This window comes from Agrilactobacillus yilanensis (assembly GCF_003946725.1).
Taxonomy (GTDB): Bacteria; Bacillota; Bacilli; order Lactobacillales; family Lactobacillaceae; genus Agrilactobacillus; species Agrilactobacillus yilanensis.
Genome location: NZ_RHOY01000008.1, coordinates 86,472 through 113,237, shown reverse-complemented (window position 1 = coordinate 113,237; position 26,766 = coordinate 86,472). Strand labels below are relative to the sequence as shown.

20 protein-coding genes are annotated in these 26,766 nt (G+C 40.4%); 1 reads left to right on the top strand and 19 read right to left on the bottom strand.

Translation table 11 applies throughout. The features are described 5' to 3' along the window. Positions 1-299: 299 nt before the first annotated feature. From EKM93_RS07340 to EKM93_RS07250, 19 genes are all read right to left on the bottom strand, one after another. On the bottom strand, positions 300-7,550 hold the full coding sequence (locus EKM93_RS07340; RefSeq protein ID WP_125714529.1) for an LPXTG cell wall anchor domain-containing protein: 7,251 nt from the start codon (positions 7,548-7,550) through the stop codon (positions 300-302). 101 nt (positions 7,551-7,651) lie between these two features. Beyond that, a complete protein-coding gene (locus tag EKM93_RS07335; protein WP_125714528.1) occupies positions 7,652-8,719 on the bottom strand; it encodes a hypothetical protein in 1,068 nt (355 codons plus the stop codon). Positions 8,720-8,740: 21 nt separating this feature from the next. Continuing rightward, complete coding sequence (locus EKM93_RS07330) at positions 8,741-9,865, bottom strand: DUF916 and DUF3324 domain-containing protein (protein WP_125714526.1); 1,125 nt, start codon at positions 9,863-9,865, stop codon at positions 8,741-8,743. A gap of 34 nt (positions 9,866-9,899) precedes the next feature. After that, on the bottom strand, positions 9,900-10,727 hold the full coding sequence (locus EKM93_RS07325; RefSeq protein ID WP_125714524.1) for a WxL domain-containing protein: 828 nt from the start codon (positions 10,725-10,727) through the stop codon (positions 9,900-9,902). A 153-nt stretch (positions 10,728-10,880) separates the two neighbouring features. After that, positions 10,881-11,987, bottom strand: coding sequence for a DUF916 and DUF3324 domain-containing protein (locus tag EKM93_RS07320; RefSeq protein ID WP_125714522.1), 1,107 nt, complete (start codon positions 11,985-11,987; stop codon positions 10,881-10,883). Between the two features lie 15 nt (positions 11,988-12,002). Continuing rightward, positions 12,003-12,857, bottom strand: a complete 855-nt coding sequence (locus EKM93_RS07315) for a WxL domain-containing protein (RefSeq protein ID WP_125714520.1) — start codon at positions 12,855-12,857, stop codon at positions 12,003-12,005. Between the two features lie 33 nt (positions 12,858-12,890). After that, positions 12,891-13,931, bottom strand: coding sequence for a DUF916 and DUF3324 domain-containing protein (locus tag EKM93_RS07310; protein WP_164507028.1), 1,041 nt, complete (start codon positions 13,929-13,931; stop codon positions 12,891-12,893). Positions 13,932-14,008: 77 nt separating this feature from the next. Beyond that, a complete protein-coding gene (locus tag EKM93_RS07305; RefSeq protein WP_164507027.1) occupies positions 14,009-14,800 on the bottom strand; it encodes a WxL domain-containing protein in 792 nt (263 codons plus the stop codon). A gap of 114 nt (positions 14,801-14,914) precedes the next feature. Further along, positions 14,915-15,973, bottom strand: a complete 1,059-nt coding sequence (locus tag EKM93_RS07300) for a DUF916 and DUF3324 domain-containing protein (protein ID WP_125714514.1) — start codon at positions 15,971-15,973, stop codon at positions 14,915-14,917. 93 nt (positions 15,974-16,066) lie between these two features. Then, on the bottom strand, positions 16,067-16,693 hold the full coding sequence (locus EKM93_RS07295; protein WP_125714512.1) for a WxL domain-containing protein: 627 nt from the start codon (positions 16,691-16,693) through the stop codon (positions 16,067-16,069). 94 nt (positions 16,694-16,787) lie between these two features. Beyond that, entirely contained in the window at positions 16,788-17,906 is a 1,119-nt protein-coding gene (locus EKM93_RS07290; protein ID WP_125714511.1) for a WxL protein peptidoglycan domain-containing protein, read from the bottom strand. Positions 17,907-18,075: 169 nt separating this feature from the next. Continuing rightward, positions 18,076-18,804, bottom strand: coding sequence for an acetolactate decarboxylase (gene budA / locus EKM93_RS07285; protein WP_125714509.1), 729 nt, complete (start codon positions 18,802-18,804; stop codon positions 18,076-18,078). Between the two features lie 36 nt (positions 18,805-18,840). Next, on the bottom strand, positions 18,841-20,526 hold the full coding sequence (gene alsS / locus EKM93_RS07280; RefSeq protein ID WP_125714507.1) for an acetolactate synthase AlsS: 1,686 nt from the start codon (positions 20,524-20,526) through the stop codon (positions 18,841-18,843). Positions 20,527-20,789: 263 nt separating this feature from the next. Further along, entirely contained in the window at positions 20,790-21,785 is a 996-nt protein-coding gene (locus EKM93_RS07275; protein ID WP_164507026.1) for a WxL protein peptidoglycan domain-containing protein, read from the bottom strand. A 24-nt stretch (positions 21,786-21,809) separates the two neighbouring features. Further along, complete coding sequence (locus EKM93_RS07270) at positions 21,810-22,901, bottom strand: DUF916 and DUF3324 domain-containing protein (protein WP_164507025.1); 1,092 nt, start codon at positions 22,899-22,901, stop codon at positions 21,810-21,812. A gap of 100 nt (positions 22,902-23,001) precedes the next feature. After that, a complete protein-coding gene (locus EKM93_RS07265; RefSeq protein WP_125714501.1) occupies positions 23,002-23,841 on the bottom strand; it encodes a WxL domain-containing protein in 840 nt (279 codons plus the stop codon). 162 nt (positions 23,842-24,003) lie between these two features. Continuing rightward, complete coding sequence (locus EKM93_RS07260) at positions 24,004-24,519, bottom strand: prolipoprotein diacylglyceryl transferase (RefSeq protein ID WP_125714499.1); 516 nt, start codon at positions 24,517-24,519, stop codon at positions 24,004-24,006. 162 nt (positions 24,520-24,681) lie between these two features. Beyond that, positions 24,682-25,230, bottom strand: coding sequence for a hypothetical protein (locus EKM93_RS07255; RefSeq protein WP_125714497.1), 549 nt, complete (start codon positions 25,228-25,230; stop codon positions 24,682-24,684). Positions 25,231-25,302: 72 nt separating this feature from the next. After that, a complete protein-coding gene (locus tag EKM93_RS07250; RefSeq protein WP_164507024.1) occupies positions 25,303-25,833 on the bottom strand; it encodes a GNAT family N-acetyltransferase in 531 nt (176 codons plus the stop codon). A gap of 89 nt (positions 25,834-25,922) precedes the next feature. Here EKM93_RS07250 and EKM93_RS07245 point away from each other — a divergent pair, with 89 nt between their 5' ends. Continuing rightward, on the top strand, positions 25,923-26,759 hold the full coding sequence (locus EKM93_RS07245; protein WP_125714493.1) for an alpha/beta hydrolase: 837 nt from the start codon (positions 25,923-25,925) through the stop codon (positions 26,757-26,759). Positions 26,760-26,766: the final 7 nt, after the last annotated feature.

Below are 26,766 nucleotides of genomic sequence, written 5' to 3'. Positions count from 1 at the left end.
CTGGATCAATTTTTTGATCCAGCTTCTTTTGGTTGAAACGGTTTATGTCGTCTTTTGAAACGCGTTCAAGGTCACTGACTTTTCCCATAACTACAAATTACTTGTAAGCCAAGAACGGGCTTCCGACGTAATTTTAGGTTATGCTCAAAGCCAAACCGTGCCCTTTCACGCTCTGATTTAAACGCGTTCCAAGCTACTGACAATTTACATAACTACGTCTTACTCACAAGCCAAGTTCGGGCTTATGTCGTAAGTCTAGGTTATGTGCATTGTCAAAACGTAGCTTGTCACGCTCTGATTTAATCTTCTTTCCGTTTCCGTAAGGCGATTTTACCGCCGAATAGGCCTAATAGACCTAATGTGCCTAATGCGGATAGGGTTGAAGATTCTACTTTATCTTCCCCGGTTTGTGGTAAGGTGCCTTGATTGGTTGCTGGTGCTTTTTTGGCGGTTGTTTGTGTGGCAACTTGTGTTAATCCGGCAGTGCCGTTGGCTGGCCGTGTTGGTGTTTCTGGCTGTACTGGTGTTTCTGGAATTTCAACGCCTGTATTTGGATTGGTCACGGTCTCATCGGTATCTTCATCCGGTATAACTTCATCTGGTTCGTCTGGTGTCACTGGTTCCTCTGGATCCGTTGGTTCCTCTGGTTTTGTTGGCTCTTCTGGATCCGTTGGAGCAACGGGTTTTTCTGGGTTAACCGGCGGATTTGGTCTGTCTGGTGTCACTGGGATTTCAACACCTGTGTCTGGATTAGTGACATCTGGGGTTTGATATTGAATTTGAATCGTTTGTGTACCCCAAGTAAATTCCATCGTTTCCGGTGCCGGTGTCACTGCTTTAAGCTGGTACTTTCCAGAAGCTAACATCTCTTGAACAGCCGCATCCCCGTGGGCTTTGACAAAAGCATCATCAATCGTCTGCCCTGGTAGTGAATTGCTCAAATCGCCACCAATAATATAAAGTCCTTTATCAATTTGACTCGGATCCGTCACCAGCTGGCTCGTCCCATCCGGCCAAGTTACTTCATAGTTAACTTCCCCGGTTAAAGTGACGGTCAACGTATAAGTCGCATCTGCGCCAACAACTTTAATCTCATGCACAGCAGTATCTGTCTTAGGATCAAAAGTGATTTCAAAACCAGTCGCCGTTGTATTTACTTTTTGAACTTGATCATCTTTTGTAACTTTGAAATCTGGATTTTTTTCTAAGTTTGATTGGTTCGCAAACTTATCAAAGCCTGTAATCTCTTGGCTGTCCACTGTGACAACGTGTCCTGTAACTTGTTTAGGATCTGCAGTATTAACAGTGACGTTTTGGGTAATCTCTTGATTTTCAGCGTAATGGAAAATAATTTGGTTGCTGTCCCGCCAAGCGATCAGATTGCTTGGACTAGCTTCTGTAGATCTCAAGTAAGTGTTGCCGCCTAAATTCGGTGCGGCGATCTGTGGTTTATTGCCCTCACCTAAATTCCGTTCGACAACGTCGCCAACTTGTTGCTTATCCCCGTTTAATTCCGTATAGTGCGTCACATTGGCCTTTAAAGTCGTATCCAATTTGTATTTTTCACCGGTTTGATTGTTCGTAATCAAAATGGAACGGCCAGCAGTTTGCGTATTATTATCAAACGTAATGATAAAGTTTTCGCCATCTGTTCTAACATTTGTGATGTTAGCGCTGGTGTCAATCGTGTAACTGCCCGCACGACTCGCAAAATCTTGATTCGCAAAATTCTGGAATTTCTCAGAATTATCACTCTTAATCGTAATGACATGACCGTCAACCCTATAACCATCCCCGGCGGTAACATTGACATTAACCCCTTTTGTCTGAGTATAAGTTTCACCGTCCGTGTAATTATAAGTGACCGTGGTTGTGCCCCAGACAAAGTTATCATTAGTAGTGGTGATATTATCAAAACTCGTCCCAGATACGGGTGGTATTTCTGGTTTGTATTGATTCTTAACTGCATCAGTCAACGCTGTCCCTAAGTTGCCTACAACTGCTGACGTTGTTTCGATATCTGTAATTGTACCGTTGACATTAGTTTGATAGTTGACTTGTCCTTGTAAATTTAAGGTCAAATTATACGTTTCACCAGTGGTATTGTTGCGGATACTAATATTATGCGTTGGCGCTGTTGTGTCGTTGTCAAAGGTTACGTTAAAGCCGTCTGCTGTAGCGGTAATGTCTTTAACATCATCACCTTTAGTTACCGTAAAGTCGTCTGTCGTTAAGTCCTGACCAGTAAAGTCTTTCATATTCAAGGCTTCGTCTGCAGTAACCGTAATGGTATGGTCGGTTGTTTCAGCAGTATTGATTGTTTCGGTTTGTGTCACCACATTGTCTGCCGCATAATTGTAGGTTATCGTCGTGGTACCCCAAGTGAAGGTATCAGCCGCTGCGGGGTCCAATGTGGTATCAACATAATGTGTGCCTTCTGGCAGCGTTGTTAGCTGATGCTGCTCTGGATCCGTAATACTAGTGCCTAAATTTTCAACTTCGGTTGTATTCGGTAAGGCTGTAATTGTACCGTTGACATTAGTCTTATATTCCACTTGCCCTTGTAAAGTCAACGTCAAATTATACGTTTCGCCAGTAGTCTTATTCCGAATATTAATCGTGTGGTTGGCTGCTGTCGTGTCGTTGTTAAACGTTACTTTAAAACCAGTCTCAGTCGCAATGATCCCACTGATAGCATCACTCTTAGTAAGGTCAAAATTTGTTTCATTCATCAAGTCCTGACCGGTAAAGTCGTTCATATCTAGTTTAGAATCAGCTGTCACACTAATCTCGTGATCAGTTACTCGATCATCAGTAGCCGTATTGATCGTTTCGGTTTGTGTCACCGCATTGTCCGAGACATAGTTATACGTAATCGTCGTGGTGCCCCAAGTGAAGGCATTTGCTGCTGCCGGATCCAATGTGGTATCAACATAATGTGTGCCTTCTGGCAGCGTTGCTAATTGATGCTTCTCTGGATCCGTAATACTAGTGCCTAAATTTTCAACTTCGGTTGTGTCTGGTAAGGCTGTAATTGTACCGTTGACATTCGTCTGGTAGTTGACTTGCCCTTGTAAATTCAACATCAAATTATACGTTTCGCCAGTAGTATTGTTGCGGATACTAATACTATGCGTTGGTGCTGTTGTGTTGTCCGCAAAGGTTACGTTAAAGCCAGTTTCTGTGGCGGTAATGTCTTTAACATCAGTCCCTTTAGTTATCGTAAAGTTATCTGTCGTTAAGTCCTGACCGGTAAAGTCGTTCATATTCAAGGCTTTGTCTGCAGTAACCGTGACCGTATGGTCGGTTGTTTCTGTAGTATCAGCGGTATTAATCGTTTTTTCTTCATCAACACTATGGTCTGAAGCGTATTTATCCGTGACGGTTGTTGTGCCCCAAGTGAAGGTGGTAGCCGCTGTCGGATCAGTAGTCGTGCTGACATAATGTGTACCAGAATCTGCTGCCGCTGGTTGATGCGCATCCAAACCAATAGTCGTACCTAAATCTCCAGTTGTTGTGGCGTCATCAATTGCAACAGGTTCTTTATCATCAAGTTGCGTTTGATATTTAACTTGCCCTTGTAACGTTAGGTTCAGTGTATGGGTATCTCCGTTAGTATTGTTATGAATTGTAATTGTATGTGCAGCAGTGTCTACGTCATCTTTGAAAGTTACATGGAAGCCATTTTCATCGGCGGTAACCCCGGTAATTGCCTGATCGGTATTGCCAGAAATTGTGAAATCATCTGCCCCAATCAAATTATTGCCACCGTTGATAAATGAATCCATTTTAACGGTTTGGTCGGGTGCTTCAGTATTTGTTGGTGTGATTGCAACGGTGTGATCGTCATTTTCCCAAGTGTGAATAGCTGTATTCTGCGCCGTCTTATAATCTGCTAAGAAAGTATAAGTTACCGTGGTTGTGCCCCAAGCAGGTCTAAAGGATATCGTGTTACCACTACCCGAAAGGCTTCTTTCAGGATCTAATGTTGTTTTTACAAAAGTATAGCCCATCTGAGGACTCTTTTTAAAATTCACGTCATAGCCGCCGTTCATATTTGCTTTAGAGATACTCCCAGCAGATGTCGTTTTTTCAAATGTCCCGTCACTATTTAAAAATTCGTTCCGATACTGAATTCTAGCCTGCAAGCTAACGGACACTGTGTAAGTTTCACCGCTAACATCATTGCGGATTGAAAAAGTCCCGATACCTCCCGTATCAGCAGCAAAGGTAATTTCAAAGCCGTTATCTTGAACATCTACCTGAGTTATATTAGCACCTTTCGTCAATGAATAGCCTGTTTGATTCGTTTCTGAAGACTGTCCTATAAATTGGGTCAAGGCATCTTTGTCAGTGGCTTCAATGTAAATCTTATAAGTATCGTTACCTGTAGTATCCACTGTTTCTGACTGGCTTACCACAGCATCCTTCGCATATTTATAAGTGACCATTGACGTGCCCCAAGTGAAGGTTGTCTCTGGATTACCAGCTTCAGAAATCGCCGTTGTTTCTACAAAATGGTAACCTTGCTCTATACTGTCTGGTTTACGCTCGTCTATGTTGATAGATTCACCTAGTTCTGCAACTGCAGCAGCGCTGCCAATTGCAGTAGGCGTGTAATTATCAAGCTGCTTTTGATATCTAACCTGGCCTTGTAAAGTCAAGTTTAGCTGATAAGTTTCACCATTAGTTTTATTACGAATGACTATTACATGTTTTGATGTTGTCGTATCAGCCGCAAAAGTCATGTCAAAGCCCTTATCTGTGGCGACAATACCAGTGATATTGTTGAGGACGGTATTATTATCATCATACTCAGTAACTTCATAATTTGTATTTTCACCTAAAATATCCCCTGTAAAATTAGATAGATCTAATCCGGAGGTCTTGAGGTTAATGGTATGCCCAGTAACTTGACTAGTGTCTCCTGTATTTATAGTCTTGTTTTGTGAAACCATGTGATCGGTTTCATAGTTATACGTAACCGTCGTGGTACCCCAGGTAAAGGTGGTAGCGTTATCAGGGGTTGTTGTGGTGTTGACATAATGTGTACCAGGATCTGCTGCCGCTGGTTGATGCACATCCAAATCAATAGTCGCACCTAAATTTTCAGTTGTTGTGGCATCATCAATTGCAACAGGTTCTTTATCATCAAGTTGCGTTTGATATTTAACTTGCCCTTGTAACGTTAGATCCAGGGTATAACTTGTACCCGTGGCCTTATTTTGCACCGTAATTACATGTCCTGTGGCATCAGTCGCTTCATCTTTGAAAGTTACTTGGAAGCCTTTATCTGTCGCTGTAATTCCGCCAAAATTTGCATCCTCGGAACTAACTGTAAATTTATCTGTATCCGTTAAATCCTGATTGGCAAATTCGCTGAATTCGGTGCTGTTCTCATCAGTAGCTGTGACAGCCACCGTTAGATTCCCGGTCTGGGTTGTAACATTGCTCTTTTGAGAAGCATTCAAATTAGCATCATAATTATAAGTAACCGTCGTAGTGCCCCAGCCCACCGTTGTTGGATTTTTGAGATTTTCAGTTTCATTAACGTGCGTGTTTTCCGGCGTTGCTGGCTGTTCACTGGTAATTTCTGAGCCAACCGTTGCATTATCTTTTTCGCTTAGATCCGTAGTTGTTATTGTGCCATCTGAATCCTTAACAGCTTGTTGGTACTTAACTTGCCCAAGTAAGTTGAAGTTTACGGTGTAGTAGTAGTTTAATAAATTCAATTGTAAACTATTATCATCTGTAACTGCTGCCTTTGATAAGGTAACATCTAGAGAACCATCTTTCTTTTCGCTACTAGATCCTTCTACAATTCCTGTTCCTTGTACAACTTTAGTAACTGCACCGCTCTGATCATCAACACCGAAGTTTTTAGTTCCGATTGCTTTAATATCTGTTTTGATTTGTTCGTTATCAGGCATCACTTCAAGTGTGACGTTGCTCTGATTCTCATACTTAGTTGTATCTACAGTTATATTATCTGTCTGAAATCCTTCTAAATGATAACGGATAATGTTACCAACACCATCTCTTAAAACACCTAAATATTGCTGTGTAGGATTAGTTGAATTAGCCAGGCCATCTAAAAAATCCTTAGCAAAACTGGACATCGTTTTATCAGTATCTGCAACAAACATATCCACAGTTAAAATCATCTTATCAGTATCAAAAGAATTGATTCCCGCATAACCATAGTGTAGTTTACCGTTATTATCAGTCGTCGCAACTTGTATAGAAGCACCATTAGCTGAGAAGTTATCTAAAATCCATTGATAATTAACCTCATCATCCGCTTGTGGTGTAATTGCTTGAACTTTTCCATCTGAATTATACTGATTGCCAAATTGAATATCCGAATTTAATAATTCGAGGTTCTTGGTATCTACTGTACCATCTGAATTTCTTTTCCACGCAACACTTTGACTACTGTTATCACCTGTTCTAGTGATCTCAATCCCTCTTACGATTAAAGTGTCAGTGCTGGCGGTCGCTCCACCTAGTCTGTCATTATTGATGGTATCCCCTATATAACTCACATTAGATTTATTGTCGTCATTAGGAACAACCGTATTTAAAGCTACATATTTAATTTGATTATTCTTTAAATCAGTTAATCTACTTTGAGTTATTGTTAAATTCAAGTTATCTACATTATTTATTAATAGACTTCGCATATAAGCATCAACGTCACTATCTGTTAATACGGGTAGGTAAACTGTTCCACCAATTGCGATAGCCTGTAGGACAGTACCTTCAGTGATGTTCATTGTCTCCGGTACCCTAGCAGCTAGCTGTGCTAACTGATCCGCATCCGTAATCCCTGTACTCTGTAAATAGCTTATGTACAAATCATGTAAGCTACTGTCATTATTGGCATTCACTAACGTATAAGCGGTATCTTCTGCTTCTGCCTCAACTGTATCTGCAGATATTTCCTCTGCCAAGGCTGCAGGTTGCTGTTCCTGAGATTGTATCCCTGTTATTTCATTTGTAGGTTCATCATTTGTCTTTTCTGAAGTTTCCGTACCTGCGGCTTCAGTGTTTCCTGCTGGCGTTTGCGTTTCAGTTGTTTGCGTTCCGACTTCCGGTGTAGCTGTTTGCGGTTGCAATGTTTCTTGTGAAACATCCCCATCAGTGACAGTTTCTTCTTCAGCAGCTGCTGGTGTTTCCGGTGTTATCGGCTCGGGCTCAGATTCCACTGAATCATTATTTTCAACTGTCACTTCTGAAGACGGTACTTCAGCATCCCCCACAGTATCGCCCGTTGTCTCAGTTTCCGGTGTTGTTGCAACTTCAGGTGCTGCTTCCGATGTAGTGTCTTCTGTCGAAATCGCTAAGTTATTTTGTGTTTTTAACGTTTCCTGCTCATTCGTGACCGTATTGGCATCACTGTTATCTTGCCCATCTGTAGGTTCTTGTGTATCTGCGTAAACCTTATCTTTTTGATTAATTCCAAATAAGTCTAAAAGTGCCGCAAACGATAACAAACCAAACGTAACACCTTTAAGCAGGCGCTGTTTTCTCATTTCCTTTTTTGTCATGATTTTCCTCCTAAATTGAAGCTACCCCATTTGCATCTTGCAATAGAATAAAAATAAAAAGCCCAAATCATCTTTAACATGATTTGGACTTTTTTACTAGATTAATTCCCCAATGGATCTCCTGTCAAAACCCAGTAAATTGTGGCTTGATATTGCCCAGTTTCATGCACAGAATCACCTAATGTAATTGTTGCAGATCCTGGTTTGTTAAAACTTAAGCCCCACCAGCCTTTGCCGTGGTAATAACCGCTGGCATCTTGACCATCTGAACCCCAGACCTCTTGAAATCCGTTTCTAAGCGTAGCGCCTTGCAATGTCAAACTACTGTCTGCTTTACCAAGCCAGCGATTTAACAAGCTTGTATGTGTTGCTTGGGTCTCTGCGTCTTGAGAAGTGTCTTGCAGATAGGCATCTGACTTCCGTTCGTTATCCGAGAGGTCATCACTACTAACGCTATCGTTAAATGGCGTTAAAACGACATCTGCAGCATCGTGAGCTGTACTTGGATCTTCATACTGCCAAGGTAAGCCTGTACTCGGGATACCTTCATTTACTTCGGCACTGGAATTTGGATTATTTTTATCTTTTAACTCAATTGAACCGTTGGACTGACTAGAGTCGGTATACTGATATACTCCTGTCCAATTTACCTTCTGTGGGTCTAGTGTTCCGGGTATTTGTGGTGTCCCGTAGTATAGGCGGGTCTTCCCAGGTCTAAGTGTAAAGTGCTGAACATCTAACACCTTGCTAGAATCATCCACTTTTCTGAATAGACCTATACCAACATTTACACGCCAACCATCTGTATCTGAATAGTCGTTAACAACTAACGACCGCCGCCCTAAATTATTAGGCGTTTCCTGATCATAGCGCCCGTCTACACTCTGTTCTCCTTTTGAAAAAGCAAAAAGTGAGCCAAAATTAAAACTCGGTGCATAAATTCGGATACCGCCATCTTCAAACCCGATACCAGCCTGGCTTTCTCCAACAGCTGCCGTGTCATCGGTAGCTATTTGATTCACTTGTTCACTAGGGGATCCAGATAACGCTGCACCTGCCGTGTCAACACTGTCTGCCTGCACATTGGACAAGGAGAAGAAAGCAGCCGCACTCATGCTAAATAACCCTACGGCTAATTTAGCTAAAGAACTCAGCTTCCCAGATGTCACCTGCATCCCCTCCTCGCTTTATTACTTTTTACGCTTGCGACGCTGTTGTGGTTTACCGGCCGAAGTATTGGTCTGTTTACCACGCTTGTAAACGTAAACTAATAAAACAGAAACAAGTAGAACTAATACTACAACTAATAAGATAATGAGCCACATGTAGTTCTTCTTCAAATTAGGGTTTTGATTTGCACGACTGGCTTGTGCCGGTGTGATCGTAAAGTTCTTAGTTAAATGCCAAACTTTATGATCCATGTCACTCTTAAGCCCTCGTGTAATCGTAACCTTCATTGTATAGTTACCGGCTTCCATTTCCGTGTTACCCCAAGATACCGGTAAATTCATATTTGAGTTTGGTGCAAAGTTCATATTTAAAACAGTATTATCAAATAACTTTTCAGTAGAACCGCGTTTATAAACCCGGGCAGTCATCGCTAACTTTCGCCCAGAAACATAGTTTGCATTAAAGTTTTGAATATTTGTCACCACAGCCCCTTTTTGATTCACGACTGTGGGCTTAACTGTTCTTATTCTGAAATTCGGTTGGATGGTGCTGACATCCCCCACATTGATTAACGCCCCAATAGCATAGCTATAAACATTACGAATCGAAACACTGTTCTTTTTCGATTTTTTCTTCATTGCTGCCTCATTTAACGATGGTGAATTGATATAAAACCCACCAACAATGGCACCCGTAAAATTATTTTCCGGAATCGTCACGGATGTTGTATATGTGCCAGTTTGCCCGGCTGCAACCGTGATCGTCTTGACCTCTGGACCAAGTTTGGTAAAGTCCAGCTTCAAAGAACTATCCCGTGTTTTACTGGTATCGCTATAAAGCACTGTCCCTTGATCATTCGTGACCCCAACAGTAGGTTTTACTTTGAAAGTTTGGGTTGCATTACTATTGTTTGTAATCGTTAATCCCAATTGTGCGGTCTGTCCATGTGCTAAATCAAAACTAAAGAAATTTGTATTTTGAGTTGTTTGCTGTTCTGGCGGTATCGCTTTCACTTGAAATTCAGCACTAGAATTACTTGCTGCCGCCACGTGCTGCTGTCCGAAAATAAACGAACCACCTAAAACCATAGCCCAAAGTATCGCAAATTTGACTAAAAATTTTTGACTATTCCAACCGATCTCCATTTCCTAATCCCTCTCACCTAGAACATGATAGAGCTTATTGAATTGGGCCGCTTGATAATGTCCAATCCATTTGTGCTGTCCATGTCCCAATTTTTTGTGCTGCATCCGGTACAGTTAACTCAGCACTATGCTCGCCATCAAAGTTCAAGCCCCAAGTACCAGCACCATTTCCAACTGCAGCACCCCAAACAGCAACTGCTGTTGTATCATCACCAGCTCTAACTGCTGTGTCTAACACATTATCTGGTTTGTCTGTTCTGGTAGAATTGTTTGCATCAAAGACATAAGCAGGTAGTGCAGGGTCTGCCGTTGTTCTGTCCATATCCCAAATAGCTGCTTTGATATAAGCCTTGTCTGTTGCGTCTCCATCTGCTGCGTATAAATTCAAGTTAATTGGGTCCGTTGTTGTACTTGGTAAAGTTTCAGCATCTGTCCCTTTGAAATCAGATAATTTCAAAGTGACATTCCAGCCTTCTGTTTTCCCCATATCTGCCCGTTGATCTGTCACGACTAAAGACCGTGCCCCAGATTGTGCAGCAGCGCTTAATAGCGGATAAACTGTTTGACCACCATGTAATGTATGCCCAGTCCCAAAATCAAAGTTTGGTACTTGGTTCAATAGTAAGTTACCAGGTGCCCAACCAATCCCTGCTGTAGATTGACCTGTGCCATTATTGTCCGCATTGGTAATGTGCGTAGCGTCATTTTCAGAACCATTTTCTTGTCCTACAGTTACACCATCAGCACCATCCAGAGCGCCTGTAATTTCTGCCGCATGAACTGTGCCTAAACCGCCGAATAACCCTGTGCCCAACAATGCTGCTGAAGCTAACAATGTGCCAAATTTTTTATTTAATTTCATTATAGTTCCCTCCCAAAGGTTTTTGAGTTTTTTCGCTTCCTTAATACACTACCATTATAACTTAATTGTGAAAGCTACTCGTATCAACTCTCGATAGAATTCTTTATTAAAGTTGAATCTCATATTTTTAAATAACGGTTACCACTGATTATTTCAGTGCTTTTTTTTGCGACTTCCACGATTTTGTGGCTGATTCTGCACGGATTGTCGACCTGTTTGCCGGCCACGTTTATACATGTAAATAACAAAGATAATAATCAGTAATATTGCTAAAATCCCAATTAAAATCCATAACCACATATAATTTTTCTTTGGTTGATTGGCCTGGTTCAATTTTTCGGCCTGTTCTCCAGTAATTGTGAAGTTTCGTTTCAAATGCCACGTCTTATCACTAGTCTTTAAATCCATATGCACTGTATAATTTCCTGCTGTAATTCGATCACCGCCCCAAGTAATGGGGTAGCTCAAAGTCGAATTTGGTGCAAAACTAGCTTTCATATTATAGTGCTTGATCGTTTTAGTCGAACCTTTTTGGGTTACCCGCGCCTTAATGCTTAGCGCCTTATCCTTAATCATCGCTGGTTCAAAATTTTGTAAATCTACACCTACACCAGGGTCATTGTTAATTAGCTTTGGTACAACGCGATTTAACCGAAAATCAGGTTTGGCGCTCTCCCAATCGTTAACCCGCAAAACAACCCCAAAATAGAGGGCATAGGTATTAATAACTTTCATGCGCTTTTTACTCCGCGCTTTCAAAGCTTCTTTATTGGCTTGTTCTGAACTCACATAAAGTGACCCCAAAACAATCCCATTAACCGTTGTTTGCGGTATTTGAACCGGAAAAGTAACTTGCTTTGTTTCTTTACCTGCCAAAGTTACTGTTTGCTTTTTACTTGTTAAGTCTGTAAAGGGCAATTTCAGTGAACTATCGGCCTTACGGTCAGTGGGTTCATAATTCAATTCACCTTGATAAGTCGTGCCCCCAACAACCGGCTCAACTGTCAACGTCTGTTCTTTATCAGCCGTATTGGTAAATTCTAAAGTCAAATTGTTACTTTGACCTGAAGCGATTTCAAAGTCAAAATAACCCGTAACCATCCCATTTTGATTCTCTGGGAAAACCGCTTTTACATCAACTGGAATATTACCAACTTGTACTGCCTGCACTCGGTGAGTTTGCTGACTCATACCCAACCACAAACTCATTACCGAAAAAAGCAAGATGCCCAAGCATCTTGCCATATTCATTTTTCGCATTGCACCCTCCGTTAATTAAGCCGGTGCATTACCTAAAGTCCAGTTCAACTTAGCCGTGAACACACCGATATATTGTTGTTCAATTGGTACTTGCAAGTGAACAGAATCTTTAGCTTTATAGTTCACTGCCCAGCCACGAAGTCCTTGTGTCGCATTTGCAGTTACAACAGTTGTTGGATCTGTCGTATTAGAAGGTACGTCTAAGAAATCAGTCACACCCGTTTTTTGTAAAACTGGTGCTGCAGCTGTATACAGTGGTGACCCCGAGTCCGTTACAGTAGTACCTACTGCTATTGTATCATGGTTTGCAGTATCAAAGGTAACTGGTGTTGGTTCCACAGCAGAAGATAATTGTAAGATTGGTGCAGCAGTTGCATCACCAGCTTCTCCTAAAGTAGTGTCGCCTTTTGTTAATAGAGTTTTGAAGTTTACAGAGACTTTCCAACCATTAGTTGCCCCAGAATCATCTGCGCCCCGGGCATCAGTCACGATTAAAGCTCTTGGCCGTGGTGCTGTACCGCTATCATCCGTATAATTTAATTCTGCACCCTCATTAAACAATGTAAAGTCGGTTTGGGCCATGAAATCATTTTCGCCACCGAAATCAAAGTTTGGTACTTGGTTCAAGGTCAAATTACCTGCTCTAAAACCAATACCAACCGTACTTTCACCGGCTGCAGAACCAGCTGTAGCATCGCCGTTAATAACTTCAGCGCCATTTTCTTGACCAGAAGATACCCCACTAATAGGATTACCATCTTTATCAAGTAAAGCTTGGTCTGCGGCTTGTGCTACACCGGTTAACCCGGTTAATGCTGAGCCTAATAAGATTGCTGTTGAAAATAAAAGACTTGTTTTTGTAAATTTCATTTTTTACACTCCCTCATATTATGTGTGCTGTCATTACCGTTTCCGGCGCCGATTTACTGGACCTCTTCGACTTTCGGCTTTCGCCTGGCCTTTACTGATCCCTCGACGATAGAGGTAAGACATCAAGATAATCCCCGCAATCACGATTAGAACAACCAATGCGATCCAAAGCCACATATAATTATTCTTTTTTGGTACGACTTGGTTTACTTTTTGGGCTTGTTTGCCACTAATTGTAAAATTCTTTTTGAAGTGCCAAGTTCTTAATGCTGTCTTAGCCGTCATTTTTAAAGTATAATCACCGGCTTGTACTTCTTGTCTGCCCCAAACAATTGGCAAGTCGACATTTGAGTTAGGTGCAAAACTCATTTCTTTGACACCCATACTCTTAATCGCTTTATCACTGCCTCTTGGATAAACTTTTGCACTAACAGTTAGTTGTTGATTTCGAACCGCCTGTGCTTTGAAATTTTGCAAATTAGCTAAAACGGCTGGTTCGCCGCCGCTAACGCCCGGATATACTTTGTTTAATCGGAAATCTACATTCACCGATTGGGCATCTCCTACCGAAATAGCAGCGCCGATATACATCCCATAAATATTATAAACAGAAACGCCTTTTTTCTTAGCAGCTTTTTCCCGTTTTGCTTTATCAATTGTCGGTGACCAAACATAAAAGCTACCGACAACCAGGCCTTTAAAGGTACTATCTTCAGGAATCGTTATATTTTGAACGACTTCTTTAGATTCATGCCCTTTTAAAGTAATGGTCTGGGTACTTGCACCCAACTTGGTAAAATCTAAGTTCAAAGAACTATCTTTTGGACGATCCGTTGGTAAATAAGAAATTGTGCCATCAACTGAAGTCGTTGCAACAAACGGTTTAACTTTGATTGTCGTCGCCTTCTTTGAGGTGTTGGTAACTTTCAAATTCATTGGTACTGTCTGTCCAGGCGTCATTTCAACTGAAAAGTACCCTGCTGATTTGTCAGCCTGTGTTTCAGGAATAACTGGCTGCAGATCTACGGGCACATCAGGCACCTGTACCGCTTGAACTGGTTGTGCTTTAAACAAAAAGCTAAGCCCCAGCATCAGCAATATCATCGTGGCAACACGCCACCCGCTATGATCTCTGCCAGTAGTTTGTATCATTATGAAATTGGATTTGTGCCTAAAGTCCAAGTCATTGGTGCGATATAAGTCTGTACGTCTTGAGATGCAATTGGTACATAAATTTCAGCAGAAGTTGTTTCCTGGAAGTCCATGCCCCAAGTTAATAGCCCATTACCTATTGTCGCAGTCATCACATCTGCCGCAGCTCCACTGGCATCTAATGTAATATTTCCAGTATTAGCAACTGGTCCAGCATCATCGCCAGAATTTCTACCATAGAGGAAGCCATCTGGCTTGTCTGTAAGATCTGGTCTTATATATAAGGTCCCCGCCTTGATTGGGTTGGTCTTATTAATAGTTACCGTTGCGTTTGTCAATAAATTAGTACTGCCTGTGCCATCATTGGTAAATGCACCTAATTGAGCTTGTACAGTCCAACCTGTTGCAGCTGCTTTACCACGGGCATCCGTCACGATCAAGTTACGACCAACAACACCACCGCTAGTATTGTCCCCGTCTGAAGGATCTGCAGCTTTTTGAGCTAAATTATAAGTGTCACCAGTTAATGCTTTATGCATCCCAAAATCTAAATTTGGAACATAGTCTAGAGTTAAGTCCCCACCGCTAAAACCAATGCCGACTTTACTTTTTCCGGTTGCAGGTACATCTGAAGTTGCAGCTCCGCTGACTTCTACAGAACCATTGCCATCCGTTCCTAATACTGGATCACCATCTGCGGCGTTTACGGTCCCAACTGTTGCAAATGTCGTTGCAGCCATACCTGCTAGTAAAGTGGATGCTGCCAACAATGTCTTCATATTTTTTTTCATAATCGCTTCACTCCCATTTTCTATGCCCTTTAATATCATCTATACCCATATTATATACATAAAATCTTCCAAAAAATTTCAACTTTGGTAAGAAAAGCTATTCAATATTGCATCTCATCGTTTTTTTCGTCGAGAATTTCGTTTTTGACCCCTTTGTTGCCCTTTATAATAGAGAATCCAGCTGAAACTCAAAATAACAACAACTAGTAAAATTGTGGTCATAATAATCCAAGGTTTATAATTAGGCTTGATTTTTACGTTTTTCTTATTAAATTTTGTAGCTTCATTTTGCGTAATCAAAAATTTCTGGTTAAATCGCCAATGCTGATCTTTCGTTTTAAACTCGGTCACCATACGATAAGAACCTGCAATCACACTGCCCGTCTTCCACGGGACTGTAAAGTCAAAGTTTGAGTTTGCGGCCATACTTAGATTCCTCTGCTTATCTGTAATCAGCGGTACTTTGTTATCATTTTGATAGATTTTAGTGGTGGCCGTCATCTTCGTTAAATAATTGGCTTTAACATTATGGACATTAATCATAATTTGCGGTTGCGTATTGTAAGTTGTTAATTGGGGATCACTGATTTTTAATTCTGGCGTTACTTTTTCAGCAGCTGTCGGCTTTGAATGTAGTAAGGTCGTAATGCTGTAGCCAATCTGTACATGCTTGTCCACTTTTTCATTTGTGGAACTCGCCACACTACCTGCGGTTAATGATTTTACTGTATACGCACCCATTATTATGCCTTGGAACGGTTCAGCAGGAGCCTTAATATTAAATGTCACCGTTTCATTACCATTTCCAGGAATTTTGATTGTTTTGGCCTTATCCGTTAAATCCGGAAAAGCATATTTTAATGAAGGATCTCGTTTGGCATTTGTATCATTATAAACGGCATGCCCAGAATCATTGGTGATGGCAATCGTTGGTGTAATTTTAAGTTCATTGGTTTTTTTTAGCATATTTTGAATACTGATCTGTACTTGGCGGGTTTCGTTAGGCTCTAGTGTTAAATCAAAATAAGGTTTTTTGCTGTCATCATCGGTCATCGTCTGAACAATTTGAGCACTAAAAGAAGGCGCTGCCGCAGATACAGTCTGCCCACCGCCGCTTAAAAAGCCAAGACTTACCCATAATAAAAAAAAGAAACTTAAGCACATCTTCTTCATTGTACAAACCCCACTATAAATATAATAAAAGCGGTGAATCAAAACCCAATGTTTTGGCCCAACCGCTTTTTTCTTCTATATTATATTCTATGCTTAACTTGTTGGCCCTGCAACTAATGTCCAAGTCATATCAGTGGTTGCCGTCCCAACCTTTTGAGATTCCCCAGGCACATTCAAGCTCGCTGAATTCTTATTAGGGAAGTTCAGGCGATAAGTACCAACTTCAGAGCTGTCTGTGGAAAATACTGAAGTTGAGATACCTTGCTTAATTGTCTGTGCTGTTATGGTGCCATAACCACTGATATCCTTCCAAGTTCCATCACTTTGCAACTCTTGAATTTGAACATCATTCCAATTCATCTGTGAATCAGCAATCTTGTCAGAATTTTCATAAGTGAAACTACCATTGTCGGTATCATATTGAGCACTGACCGTCCAGCCCTCATAACCACCGTCATTTTTAACAACTAATGACCGGCCGTAAGTTGAGTCGTCTTGGTCTGAGACTAGATCAAATGTCGTATCCATCGGATTAATCTTATTAACCCCAAAGTCAAAATTAGGGGCAGCCAATAGTGAAACACCACTTGTAAATTCTACGGTTGCCGTCGATGTTGCTGTATCTGCTACAGCTGCAGAAGCTTTTTGTCCGTTGAGCATAGCGACACCTGTTGTCATTAAAAGTATTAAGCTCGCAAACGCCATCAACCATTTTCGCATCGCTATTCCCCCCTTATATCTTATGTCCTAAGTATAGCGGAAAAAAAGCGATTTAAATTTCAATCTCAGATAACAATTCTTTTCTAAATTGAATTTAGCGATTTTTACGGCGGCTACTACGGCGATTATCCCCGGTACGACGGGCTTTTCTAGCAGAGCGTTTTTTCTTCCCAGAAGCCATTGCAAAATAATAAATTGCAATCCAAACGATCGCTAACACAATAATACCTAAAGCAATAAATAAGACAATTAAGCCAATGTTATTTTTCTTTTGTACAACTGGTTTGGCTACTGTTTTTTTAGCTTCTTTTGTCTTGGTAATATTGAAATGTTTTGTAAATGTTTGATAACCACCATTTTCAGATTGGATTTTACCCGTTATTTTATAACTACCAGCACTTAAAGTGATTGGAATAAAATGTTTGAAGTACGAATACGGTGCCATTTCAAGCTTAGATTGATCAATTTCTTTGATCCGCTTGCCATTTTTATAAAATTCAGTATGGATACTCATCTTGCTGGCATTAATCGGCATCGAATTCTCAAGCTCTAAAGATATTCCCTGTTGGGTAGCTATAATTTTCGGGGTTGCCTTACCAACTTTGAACTTAGGCGTAACCGAGGCAAAATCTCCCTCACGATAGACGATGCCTAAGCTATAAGCGATTCGATTATTGATTGTAATTTGCTGTTTTTTTGCTGGATCCGTTGCACCAGTCGCCGTAATTGCTCCCAGGATCATCCCTTGATACTGCGTTTCAGGCGCTTTGATCTTAAACTTGACTTCTTTAATGCCGTTAGGTTCCAGCGTTACAACTTGACGCCGTTTACCTTGGACAAGATCTGCCATACTGTCACTGGCCGTATCGTATAGCTTACGATCGTGTTTGTCATAAGCTATCGCCCCGCTGTTTGACGTATAGGCATTATTGACTGCCACAGTTACTGTAATTTTTTCAGTCCCCGTATTAAACAGCCGAATGCCCACCTCATGAACTTCATTAGGCTGTACTGTCAAATCAAAAAAGCCTCTATTTTGATCCTCTTGCTCTTTTGGAATAATTGCCTGTACTGAAAAACTGCTTTTATTTTTAACACTTGAACTGCTGCTTTGTGTATCTGCCGCTTGTACTTTTGTACTAGTTCCTCCGGCAATCAGACAAAAGCTCAATAATAGGGCGGTTATTATTTTTTTTGCATACCATCTTATCATTTCGAACTGCTCCCATATTCTATTTTACGATCACTATTTAATTTCCTAATATAAGTATCATAGCAGTTTTTCATAAGACACACACATCAATTTTAACTAGAATTTCTCTTCAAAATTAAAAAATACAATTTTTAACAAGAAAGCACCTTGCTAAAAATTGTATTTATTGTTAATTATTGCCGCTGCCTTCAGCGCCCTTAATGATTTCATCCGTCTCATCATAGTCAAACTCAAACTTACGATAAGTAGAATCGTGAGCTGGTAAATGTAAGTCTAAACTTTCAAATCGTTGTAGAGAAACTTTGCCATCTGCCAGTTCATAATCTAGTATGTGACCGCCAAAAGTATGATCGTCACTAATAAAGTGCACATGATACCCCGCACTAGCCACCCCTTGGAATAATTCAGGACTGTAGTAGCCCACTAAAGTCCCCGGCATGTTCTCAGCTTCAAAGATAGATTGATCTAAAGCTGTTTGTGCCAGTGTTTTATATGGTGGCTTGCCATTGCCATTAACTACCCGCGTTTTAATAGACTTGAACGTCCCTGTTATTTTAACTGCAAAGAAAATATTTTGATAGTCATGGTTTTTTAAAATTTCTGTTTCTAAATCATTTTTCGTAATGTTTGTGCGTTGATATTTATCTGTTTCCCGATCATAGTGAGCGTTAGCAAAGGGCACTGTTTCTTCAGGCCCAACTTCAGTTACTTTGCCATCACTTTTAACTAGATAACCTTTACCATCTACAACTGTTAACTCACCATCTAAACCTTCTACAGAGCCGATGCCGTAATCGCCATGTTTTAAGAGTTCCCCTACGGTCAATGTCCCCTTAAATAAACCAGGTACTAATAGGGCTAATGTCCCATGTTGATATAACGTATCTTCCTTATCCATTACGAATCTCTCCTCGTTATCAATGTTTCTACTATCTTATAATTGATCTGGTAATAATGATTGGCCTAATGCCTTATTATCAGAATAATCTACAGGAATATCTACAACTACAACGCCTGGTGTCTTAAAGGCTTGATCCAAAACTTTATTCAAGTCTGCTGCCTTATCTACCCGCAACCCAGTGGCGCCAAAACTTTCAGCATACTTCACAAAATCAACTGGGCCAAAGTCCACACCGGCAGCTTGGCCATATTTGATTTCTTCCTGGAATTTTACCATATCATAATGGCCACCATCATTCCAGATAATTTGAACAATATTTAAATTCAAACGAACTGCAGTTTCTAATTCTTGTCCTGAGAATAAGAAGCCGCCATCCCCAGCTACAGAAACTACTTGGTGTTCCGGCCGTAATAAGGCGGCAGAAATGGCCCAAGGTAAGGCAACACCTAATGTCTGCATCCCATTACTAAAGAGTAAATGTCTTGGTTGATAACTTCTAAAGTGCCGAGCCATCCAAATATAAAAACTACCCACATCAACCGTAACTGTCATATCATCGGTAACATGATTTTGCAAGGACTGCACGATGTCTAAAGGATGACTTTCAACTGTATTATCGTCTACAACCGGTGGAATATCCCGTGTTTGTAATTTTTCGATTAAAGTATTCAAATAATCTTGTGCATCTTCACTTGGTTCATAGCCCCGCATGTAAGGTAATAAGAAATCTAAAGTTTGGGCAATGTCGCCAACTAATTCTTTTTCTGGTTCAAAGTTATGGTCAATTTGAGCTGGCGCATCATCAATTACAATAATCCGAGCGTCCCGTTCTGCATTCCAGTTTCTTGGTTCATATTCAATCGGATCATAACCTACTGTAATAATCAAATCACTGCGTTTTAATAATTGATCCCCAGGCTGATTCCGGAATAAGCCCACCCGACCGAAGAAATTCTTTTCGGCCAGTTCTCGAGAAATAATACCGGCACCTTGGAAGGTTTCAACAACTGGAATATTCGCCACTGCCAACACGTTACGAATGGCTTCAGTTACTTCCGGTGAAGAAGCCCGCATACCAACTAACAAGACCGGTAATTTGGCACTTTTAATTTCTTGAGCTAAAATTGTTGTTTCTGCTGGACTAGCAGGGCCTAATTTAGGCTTATTTGCTGGTGCAATTGGTTTAGAGTTTACAGGTGCGTCCACAACATCTTGCGGTACACTGACAAAACTTGCGCCTTGTTTTGAAGAAGTCGCTTCCTGATACGCATTGGCTAAGACTTCAGAGATATTTTCTGGTTCCTGAATTTCAGCACTATATTTTGTAATCGGTTCAAACAAAGCAGCACTGCGGAAACTTTGATGCGTTAGCCGTAACAGATCTGCCCGCTGTACTTGTCCAGAAATTGCTAAGACTGGATCGCCTTCAGCCGTTGCAGTCACAACGCCTGTAGCTAAATTAGAAGCCCCAGGTCCAGAAGTTGTCAAAACAACCCCTGCTTCCCCCGTGATTCGACCAATGCCAGCAGCCATGAAAGCCGCATTTTGTTCATGACGGGTTACAATTAATTTTGGTGTGTTTGCCTTTTCGGGATGTTCTAATTTTTCAAAAACACGATCAATTTTAGCACCCGGTAACCCAAAAACATATTTCACATCATGATTGATCAAACTGTCAATAATTGCATCTGCACCACGGTAGTCTTCTTTTTTAGCCATATTTTCTGCTCCTCGCTTTGTTTAATCTGTTTCATATCATACTACTTTTCTGTTATATTTCAAGTGCTTTTCACAAAATAAATTAAATAAATCCCTTGTACATTAGTTAACGAACTGTTTTTTGAACTGTTTATCACTAAATTATCTCTATACACTTGCATCATAGCACAAAAATACTTGTGTGTAATAACAGTAACGTTAGAATCTGTACAAAAAAAACTGAGACAAAACTCATGTTTTATCCCAGCTTCAATTTAAACGATTTAATTTCGATTTTTACGGCCTTGAACTCGAATCAAGACAACTAACAAAATAATTAATAAGACAACGCCACCAATGACTAATAAGAAAATCCAAGTCTTATCATAAATTAGATTCGTTGACTGCTTATTAACTTTTGCCGCTTGAGCTTTACTAATATGGTACTTTCCGCTAAATTTCCATTTTGTTTTCCCACTGGTGGCTGTTCCATTTACCACGTAGGTTCCAGCTTTAATCGGCGTTTGCTTTTGATTAAAACCAATTGGTACTGTGGAATTAGGTGCCACCGTATTGTAATGCTGGTCGGCTGTCATCGCCTTAAGCCCAAGATGGAAAAATTCTGCTAAGCCTTTGCGTTCAATCACCATATGCACATCAATATTCTTCATCAAGCCCGGTTGATTATTGGATAAATTCGCATAAAGATGGGGCTGTCCGTTAGTAGCTGCCGCATTAATATTTTTTAAAATTAATACCCCACCAACTGCCTTATTTGTTTCTGTAATATACACCGGAATGGCCACTTGCGAACGATTAGGATTATTCTTTTGTGCTGTCTGGTAAATATTATAGCCCCCTAGAATCAACCCTTTGAAGCGTCCACTAGGAATTTTAATTTTAAAGGTGACATCTTTAGTAGACTGCGCCTTTAAAGTAATCTTCTTCGCTTCAGACATATTCGCAAAAGCATATTTCAAGTTATTTTGTCCAGGTTTAATAATCGTTGTATATTGTATTTTTCCCGATGCAGAGGTAGAGGCATTTGTAGGCTGAACCATAATCGTTTGCGCCGCATCACTATAGTTCGTGAATGAAATCGTAATATTTCGAGTTTCATTTGGCTGTACGATCAATTGAAACCGATCAGTCACATCGTTATCTTCAATCATCGGTGTTGCGGAGATATCTGAAATATCCGCTTGAACTTGTTTAGGTTGTCCAAAATAACCTACTAGCAATAACATTAATCCTGAAATCAACCAAAAGTATCGCTTCACATCTATCCCCCACAGCCTCATTTATTATTTTCGACTTCTTCTACTATCTTTTCCACCGTTGGCGTTGTTATTGCCGTTGCTGTTATTATTCTTTTTATTACGACGACCAACCAAAATACCAATTAATAAGATGACAATTAAAACAACAACCGCTAATAAGATCCATAACCAAGTATAGTTTGGTTTGAAACCAGCTAAATCATTAAGCCGTTTAGCATCATCATTACTGATTGTAAAGTTCTTTGTAAAATGCCAAGTCTTTAATTTGCCTTGGGAAACAGTGTAATCCAGTTTATAATCGCCGGCTTCTACTCGATTTTTACCCCAGTCAATGCCATATTCAAAGTTAGAGTTTGGTGCCATCGTAATAGCACTGTTTGTACTCTTTTTATAAACTTTACTTTCGCCTTTACGATAAACTTTAGCTGTAATTGTACTGGTAGTTAAATAAGCAGGCTGTTCATTTTTTGTTTGAACAAGAACTGCTGGACTACCATTGCGCATAGCCGGTTTTACTGTACCTAGTGTAATCTTTGGAGATACACTGACTTCTTGTTGATTACGAATGAATATAGGGATAGCATAACCATAATCATTTTTCAAAAGTGTCCCATCACTCTTTAATGAAGATTTACCAGAAGTGGATGTAACAACACCACCCATGATAACCCCATTATATGCTGTACTTGGTGCTTTCACTTCAAAACTGACGGTCCCTGTTTCTTGGCCCTCAACATGTACACGTTTTACACGATTGCCCACTAAGAGCTCTTTTGCCATATCATACTTTAGGCTGCTATCAGCAGGTATCTTTGTACTATCGAAAACAGCATTACCTGATTGATTTGTATAACCAGCATTAAATCGCATGTACAGCGTACGTTTATCATCTGATTTATTGGCTACTAAGAAAGTATAAGTTTGTGTTTCACCCGGGGCCACGTATGTATTAAAATATCCCGTATGTCCACCGATTTGATTGTCTGTATATACAGGCGTTACTACTAGATTAGTCTCCGCCGCTTTGACGGTATCTCCTCTACTAATAAATACACCTAGACATGCAAGTAGTGAAGCAAAGCATGTCATCAACCAGTAACGTTTAGATAATTTCATCATCATCAAACCCCTCATCAATTTTTAATTTAAAAATAAAAAAAGGAATTGCGAATTCGCAATCCCCGATTAATATTTAGATCTAATTCGTTAGATTAAACTATGCTTGTGGTGTAACTACAGTTGGTGTTAATGTCCAAGTTAATGTAGAAGTATAGCCACCATCAGCGCCATCTGGAACAAATAATTGGATATCATCAGCATGGTCACCGTTTAAGTAAGCTTTAACACGACCATAAGAAGCACCATCAGTTGTTGCACTGGTTACAAAGTTAGCAGTAGTGCCATCAGAAGTGAACGTGCTATTAGCAATCTCTGCAGAAGCACCATCTTTAGAAGCTGCCCAGACACCACCATTACCGTTCAAAGCATCTTTACCAAATTCCAATCTAAAACCGTTCTTAACGGCGTCACTTGTTGCAGTAGCGTCAGTAGAAGCAGCTGCATTATTAGATTCTGCGTTAGTAAAAGCACCAACAGATAGAGATAAGTTATAACCACCACCATAAAGGATAGTAGCTTCACCACTAGCATCTGTTGCCTTAGTCGTACGAGAGTCAGTGATCTGTAATAGACCTCTGCTGTTACCATCTTGACTGGTAGCAACGTTGTTATGCAAGTTTACTGTTTTACCAGGAACTGCATTACCAAAGTTAAAGTCTGGAACAGCATCTAAAGATAGTACATCAGAGATGATCCCAACTTGAGCAGCGGATTTTGCTACCGCTTCACCAGTTGTAGCACCACTTTGTGCATAAACACCGACTAATGAATCTGCTTGTTCACCATTACCTAATTGGTCAGCAGAGTTTAACTTAATATCTTGAGCACCATCGATGCTTGAAGTAGCGGCAAATACGCCTGTAGCAGGAGCTAAAGTCCCAACTAAAGCAAGAGCAGCAACAGCGGAGCTAGCAAAAATCTTTTTATTCATTTTCATGAGTATTTCCTCCCTAAATCCTTAAGTAAAGTTATTCAACAATTAATTGATATCGCTTTATCAACTTACAAGTATCATTATAGCTTCTTTTTTTTTCTGTGGACTTCAACTTTATATAAGAATTCTTACAAAAGTTGAATTTCCTATGAATTAAGTTAGAAGTTACAATGAAATTTCTTCGCGACGAGACTTACCTACATATGGTGTGAAGATAACAACACTTGCGCCTAAGACCAAAGCATAACCAATAGTAGTTACCCAAGCGTCATGCACTTCTCCGGTTTGCGGATACGATGTATTGCTGCTGGTAACGTTTACCGCTGGCGCCGAGCCAGGAACGTAACCGGTGTTTGTGTTCACCACTTTGCCACCAGTATCGTTATTATCGGCATTATCAGACGGTGTTTTCTCATTATCAGCATTGTCATCGGTTTGATTATCTTCGCCATTATCAGCAACAACTACTTGCGCAGCTGAATCTTTATTCGAATCAGTGCCTGTAGCCGCTACAGGTAAAGCCTGTCTCACCTCGTTTCCGTTGTAATCGTATCCGGAACCCGCCCACGCGACGGTGTATTGAATCCCAGCTACAATTGCGAAAATAAAGGCCGTGACAACTCCAATACCCACTAACCGTTTCCAGATAGGTCGTTGCTTTGCAGCATGTCTGTTTTTCATTTCATACGACCCCTCCCAAAACTAGGTTGATACTTAAAACCTTTTTACACTTACTATATTACCAAGTTTTTTTCGTTATAACGGGCAAGTTTGGTAAGAAATCTTATTCAAATGTGAAATAACTATGAATTTTGTATATTTTTTTAAGGATTTAGGCGGTTATTACAAGTTTAATCGGTAGATTGCTAAGCCACGATCCTTATCTGCTGCAAGGGTTTCGAAGCTAAATTTGTCAAATAAGTGGTTCACTCGGTCCCAATCATCCCCATCAAAGGAAGAAAGCATACCATTAATAGAAGTAATTTCGTTTTTCTTAGCAATTTTAATTAAAGCTTGAACTGCTAATTGAGCTAAACCATGGTTTTGATAATCAAAAAATGCCAATCGGGAGGCAGCACCTAATGTTTCCAAAACCGAAATGTGAATCTTTTTGTCCCAAGGATCGTACTCAAATAACAATTGACTTTGGTAATCAACTTTATTATTTCGATAGTGATCAATATTTTCCAACGGGGTATAAACAAAAATCGAAGCCGTTTGCTGTTTTTTCAAACTGGCTTTGAAATTCGTATAAACAATATATTGTGTGACTTGGCCATGTATATCAGATTGAGGTTGGTCCATCGTCTTTAAAACAGTGAGATTCGGATCAGCTTCAATTGCTTTAAGTCTAGTTTCAAACGCTTTCGCTAAAGTAGATTGTTGTTGCAACAATAACGCGTCCTTTCTTTTGTGTATGCTCCTTAATTATAACATAAGCTTTTTCAGAAACTAGACACTTAATCAATTTTTTATTTTCAGTTTATAGTAAGCTTCTTCTCGTTGAAAAGGTTGTACCATCGGCCCTAAATCCACTTTATATTGATAAGAAAAATTTAATTTCTCTAATAATCTTCGCGAGGGCGTATTATTTAGGAACACACCCGCCCAAATATCGGTTAGTCCTTGCTGCTCAAAATAAACAAAAATTGCGGTCAAAGCTTCTTGCATATAACCAAGTCGTCGATATTTCTTATTTAATAGGTAGCCAATTTGTATTTGGGTTTCATCAGGTACTGGCGGCTGCCCGGTAAATCGAACTTGCTGCTCGACTAAACCGATGACTTTACCATTAGATTTTAAGCAGATAGCCCAAGTTTTTTGTACAATCGCTTGCGCCAATTGACGTTCTGCCATTTCCAAGTTGTCAGGTATAGGTTGTCCTGCCAATTCAAAATTCGTAGGTTCTTGTAAAATTTCAAAATAATCTGTTAAATCCTGGGCTGTAAAAGGTCTGATATTCAGCCGTTTTGTTTCGATATACCGATTTTGCATAAGAATTATTACCTTTCTTGATTTTAAGATGCGCCTAAAAAAGTATACAATAAATAGTAAGCAAATATAATGCGAGAGGACGTTATCAGATGAAAACTTTCCAACAAGCATTACCCTTGACCCAAGAAACCGCCGATAAAACACCGGCCTATCTACAAGGCTACTTACACGAACCTAATCCCGAGACCCACCAGAGCACCTATCCGGCTATCATTATTATCCCTGGCGGCTCATACACGCACATCCCTGAGCATCAAGCTGAACAATTAGCCCTAGCTTTTTTTGCCCAAGGTTACCAAGCCTTTTACTTACGGTATCACTTCATTGACGAAGGCGATCCACTAATGCCAGCCCCCTTAGTCGATTTGGCCCATGCCGTGACTTACTTAAACAAAAATCACCACGCTTTAGCGCTAGATGCAACTAAGATCGTTATCGCCGGCTTTTCCGTTGGCGGCCACATTGCGGCACTTTACGGTGACTATTGGGCCAGTGACTTTTTGGACCAAGTCAGCCAAACAACTAAAGCAACCCGCCAGCCAGCAGCTATTATTTTAGGTTATCCCGTTATCCGCTTAGACGCCGGTTTCCCTAAGGCCAAAGCAGACGCGTTAGCCATCACCGATAATTTGGACTTTTATGCAGCGGATCAGCATGTTTCAAAAACGAATCCAGCCACTTTCATCTGGGTTACCAATGACGATCAAGCTGTCCCGGTAAAAAATAGTCTGCTTTATGCGGCCGCTTTAAATGCAGCTAACGTTGCCCAAGAGCTACATATTTTTGATCACGGGCCCCACGGCTTAGCTTTAGCCAACGCCCAAACCGCTTGGCGTTCTGGTACGGACTTGCCCCATGTGGCCAAATGGTTTGATCTAGCACAAGAATGGCTCTTTCACACATTAACCACGGAAACTTTAGATTAATTATTTG

Bases quoted from the DNA above. Each gene is read 5' to 3' on its own strand.
- EKM93_RS07260 (WP_125714499.1), bottom strand. From the start codon at position 24,519: ATGAAAAACAGACATGCTGCAAAGCAACGACCTATCTGGAAACGGTTA.
- EKM93_RS07245 (WP_125714493.1), top strand. From the start codon at position 25,923: ATGAAAACTTTCCAACAAGCATTACCCTTGACCCAAGAAACCGCCGAT.
- EKM93_RS07330 (WP_125714526.1), bottom strand. From the start codon at position 9,865: ATGGAGATCGGTTGGAATAGTCAAAAATTTTTAGTCAAATTTGCGATA.
- EKM93_RS07325 (WP_125714524.1), bottom strand. From the start codon at position 10,727: ATGAAATTAAATAAAAAATTTGGCACATTGTTAGCTTCAGCAGCATTG.
- EKM93_RS07305 (WP_164507027.1), bottom strand. From the start codon at position 14,800: ATGAAAAAAAATATGAAGACATTGTTGGCAGCATCCACTTTACTAGCA.
- EKM93_RS07315 (WP_125714520.1), bottom strand. From the start codon at position 12,857: ATGAAATTTACAAAAACAAGTCTTTTATTTTCAACAGCAATCTTATTA.
- EKM93_RS07340 (WP_125714529.1), bottom strand. From the start codon at position 7,550: ATGACAAAAAAGGAAATGAGAAAACAGCGCCTGCTTAAAGGTGTTACG.
- EKM93_RS07270 (WP_164507025.1), bottom strand. From the start codon at position 22,901: ATGAAATTATCTAAACGTTACTGGTTGATGACATGCTTTGCTTCACTA.
- EKM93_RS07265 (WP_125714501.1), bottom strand. From the start codon at position 23,841: ATGAAAATGAATAAAAAGATTTTTGCTAGCTCCGCTGTTGCTGCTCTT.
- budA (WP_125714509.1), bottom strand. From the start codon at position 18,804: ATGGATAAGGAAGATACGTTATATCAACATGGGACATTAGCCCTATTA.
- EKM93_RS07295 (WP_125714512.1), bottom strand. From the start codon at position 16,693: ATGCGAAAATGGTTGATGGCGTTTGCGAGCTTAATACTTTTAATGACA.
- EKM93_RS07250 (WP_164507024.1), bottom strand. From the start codon at position 25,833: ATGCAAAATCGGTATATCGAAACAAAACGGCTGAATATCAGACCTTTT.
- EKM93_RS07300 (WP_125714514.1), bottom strand. From the start codon at position 15,973: ATGAAGAAGATGTGCTTAAGTTTCTTTTTTTTATTATGGGTAAGTCTT.
- EKM93_RS07320 (WP_125714522.1), bottom strand. From the start codon at position 11,987: ATGCGAAAAATGAATATGGCAAGATGCTTGGGCATCTTGCTTTTTTCG.
- alsS (WP_125714507.1), bottom strand. From the start codon at position 20,526: ATGGCTAAAAAAGAAGACTACCGTGGTGCAGATGCAATTATTGACAGT.
- EKM93_RS07290 (WP_125714511.1), bottom strand. From the start codon at position 17,906: ATGATAAGATGGTATGCAAAAAAAATAATAACCGCCCTATTATTGAGC.